Below are 2,597 nucleotides of genomic sequence, written 5' to 3' on the forward strand. Positions count from 1 at the left end.
CGCCTGCGCTCTGCGCGCGTCTGCGCGGTCCGCGTCAGGCGCGGTGCCGGACGTGGTGTCCGACGTGGGGTTCGACGGGCGGTTCGACGGGCGGTCAGGCGACCGAGGCCGCGACCACGACACGTTCCGCGGGCACGGTCTCCTCCAGGGGTACCGCGGCGGTCCGCAGCGGTACGAGCTTCGGCTGCTGGGTGGGCGTGCGCAGCATGAACCACACCACCTTGCCGGTCTCGTCGGGGAGCAGGTCGGTGCCCCAGCCGTCGCACATCGCCTCGACCATCGCCAGCCCGCGGCCGGTGGTCGCGGTCGGCTCCATCGGCTGGAGGTGCGGCAGCCGCGTGTCGTGGTCGGCGACGGCCACGGTCAGGCGGTCCGGCGCCAGGCTCATCGTCACCGCGCACCGCTTGTCGGGCTTGGCGTGGAGATGGACGTTCGCAAGCAGCTCGCTGATGCTGGTGGCGGCCGCGTCGACGAGCGACTCCACCCGCCAGTAGCGCAGTTGGGCGGACACGATGCGGCGGATCTGCTGGATGCGGTAGGGGTGCGCTTCGAGTTCGAGTGCGCACTCGCGCATGGCTGGGTCGGTCTGGTCGGATTGCATGATCACGGCTGCGACTCCCTCCGCGGTGGGGCCGGCACCCATGCGGGGACCGGGCTTCACCGCTCCGATGGGAACACTTGAGCGGGAATGCGTAGAGTGACTGCGGCAGTACTCCGTGATGCGTAATCAGGTTCACCCGTTGCGGGGGTTACCGCAACTCGGAGTCCTACCGGGTGTTTATCGCGGCCCGGATCGGGTCCTGGCGGATGCCGCGGGGCGCGGGCGCGGGCGGGAACGGGGACGCCGACGGGGAGCCCGGGCTGGGCTCGGTGGCGGCGCGCCCGGGCTGCTCGGGTGCCGAGTCGTCGCCGGCGGAGCTGCTCGCGGCCGTGGCGGAACGGTAGTGGGTTCACAGGCCGAGGGCGTACGGGAACGGGCCGCCGCCGTACGGCAGTTGAGCCCCTGCCCGGAGCGTGGTCCGGGGCCGGGCCCGCTGCCGTAGCCGCGCCTGCCGCCGTGCTTCCGGTCCCGCTCGTGCCCGAGGCGCAGCGCCCGGCGCAAGCGCCGAGATATGACGAAACGCTGACATCGGCCGCCGGCACTGGTTCCCGGCGGTCGCGCGTGCTCGAATCGCTGCATGGACAACCACAGGGCCGGCCCGGCCGCCGAGGGCGCCGAGGGCGGCCCCGAACCGGACTCGGAACCCGGCCCCGAGGAGGGCCGCGGCTCACCGGTCGGGCGGCGGGTCGTGCTGGGCATGCTCGGCCTCGGCGCCGTCGGCGTGGGGGTCGGCGGCGCGGTGCAGGGCCGGCTCGACTCGATTCTCGCCTCGGTCAGCGCGAAGGACCCGACCGGGGTGACCGGGCTGCTGCCCGGTGGCGGCGGTTTCCGGTTCTACTCGGTCTCCGACTCCATCCCGCACCGCGGCGAGAGCGACTACCGGCTGACGGTGGGCGGGCTGGTGGACAAACCCGCGTCGTACCGCCTCGCCGACCTGCGGGCGCTGCCCCAGACCCGGTTGGTGCGCGACGTGCAGTGCGTCACCGGCTGGCGGGTGCCCAAGACCGCGTTCACCGGGGTGCGGCTGTCCACGCTGCTCGACGCGGCCGGCGTCAAGTCCCCTGGCAGCGCAGTGCACTTCACCTGCTTCGACGGCGTCTACACCGAGAGCCTCACGCTCGCGCAGGCCCGGCGCAGCGACATGCTGGTGGCCCTCACCATGGACGGCAAGCCGGTCACCGCCGCGCACGGCGGCCCGGTCCGGCTCTACGCGGCCCCGATGTACTTCTACAAGTCCGCGAAGTGGCTGTCCGGCATCACCGTCACCGACAAGGTCGAACGCGGCTACTGGGAGCACTACGGATATGACGTCGACGGATGGGTCGGAAAGTCCAACGGCCGCCATGACGCGCCGACATCGTGACCGCCCGGCCCCGGCCGGGACCGTACGGCGCTTCACTCGCGCCGAGACCTGGGTGCACCGCACCCTCAACACCCTCATGGCCGTCTGCGTGTTCACCGCCGCCTGCCTCTACCTGCCGCCGCTCGCCGAGATCGTGGGCCGCCGCCGGCTGGTGGTGACCGTGCACGAGTGGTCCGGCATCCTGCTGCCCGTACCGCTCGTGCTCGGCCTCGCCTCCCGCGCCTACCGCGCCGACACCAGACGGCTGGGCCGGTTCTTCCCGCACGACTGGCAGTGGCTGCGCATCGCCGCCCGCAGGCGCCGGCGCGACTCGCGGTACGCGGGCAAGTTCAACGCCGGGCAGAAGCTCTACGCGGCCTTCGCGGTCGGCGCGATCCTGATCATGATGGGCACCGGCCTGATCATGTGGTTCCCGCGGCTCACCCCGCTGCTGTGGCGGACCGGCGCCACCTTCGTCCACGACTGGCTCGCGCTGCTGGTCGCCGCCGTCATCACCGGGCACGTATGGCTGGCCGGCAGCGACCCGGAAGCCCGTCGGGGCCTGCGCACCGGCCGGGTCCCGCACGGGTGGGCGCGCCGGGAGCACCCGCTGTGGCACACCGGGCCGCCCGCGCCCGCGACACCCGGGCCGCC

4 protein-coding genes are annotated in these 2,597 nt (G+C 73.2%); 3 read left to right on the top strand and 1 reads right to left on the bottom strand.

What is annotated here, in order from left to right; translation table 11 throughout:
• Positions 1–94: 94 nt before the first annotated feature.
• A complete protein-coding gene (locus AC13HU_RS35430) occupies positions 95–601 on the bottom strand; it encodes an ATP-binding protein (protein WP_483046111.1) in 507 nt (168 codons plus the stop codon).
• A gap of 173 nt (positions 602–774) precedes the next feature.
• Between AC13HU_RS35430 and AC13HU_RS35435 the strand changes: the two genes are divergently transcribed.
• The 3 genes from AC13HU_RS35435 to AC13HU_RS35445 all read left to right on the top strand — a co-directional run.
• Positions 775–945: a hypothetical protein gene (locus tag AC13HU_RS35435; RefSeq protein WP_483046108.1), complete on the top strand. Its 171-nt coding sequence runs from the start codon at positions 775–777 to the stop codon at positions 943–945.
• 233 nt (positions 946–1,178) lie between these two features.
• Complete coding sequence (locus AC13HU_RS35440; RefSeq protein ID WP_483046109.1) at positions 1,179–1,964, top strand: molybdopterin-dependent oxidoreductase; 786 nt, start codon at positions 1,179–1,181, stop codon at positions 1,962–1,964.
• The coding region (locus tag AC13HU_RS35445; protein ID WP_483046110.1) for a cytochrome b/b6 domain-containing protein at positions 1,945–2,597 on the top strand (653 nt) is incomplete at its 3' end. The genes AC13HU_RS35440 and AC13HU_RS35445, both read left to right, overlap by 20 nt.

The organism is Streptomyces sp. NH27 (assembly GCF_056859195.1).

Bases quoted from the DNA above. Each gene is read 5' to 3' on its own strand.
- AC13HU_RS35430 (WP_483046111.1), bottom strand. From the start codon at position 601: ATGCAATCCGACCAGACCGACCCAGCCATGCGCGAGTGCGCACTCGAA.
- AC13HU_RS35440 (WP_483046109.1), top strand. From the start codon at position 1,179: ATGGACAACCACAGGGCCGGCCCGGCCGCCGAGGGCGCCGAGGGCGGC.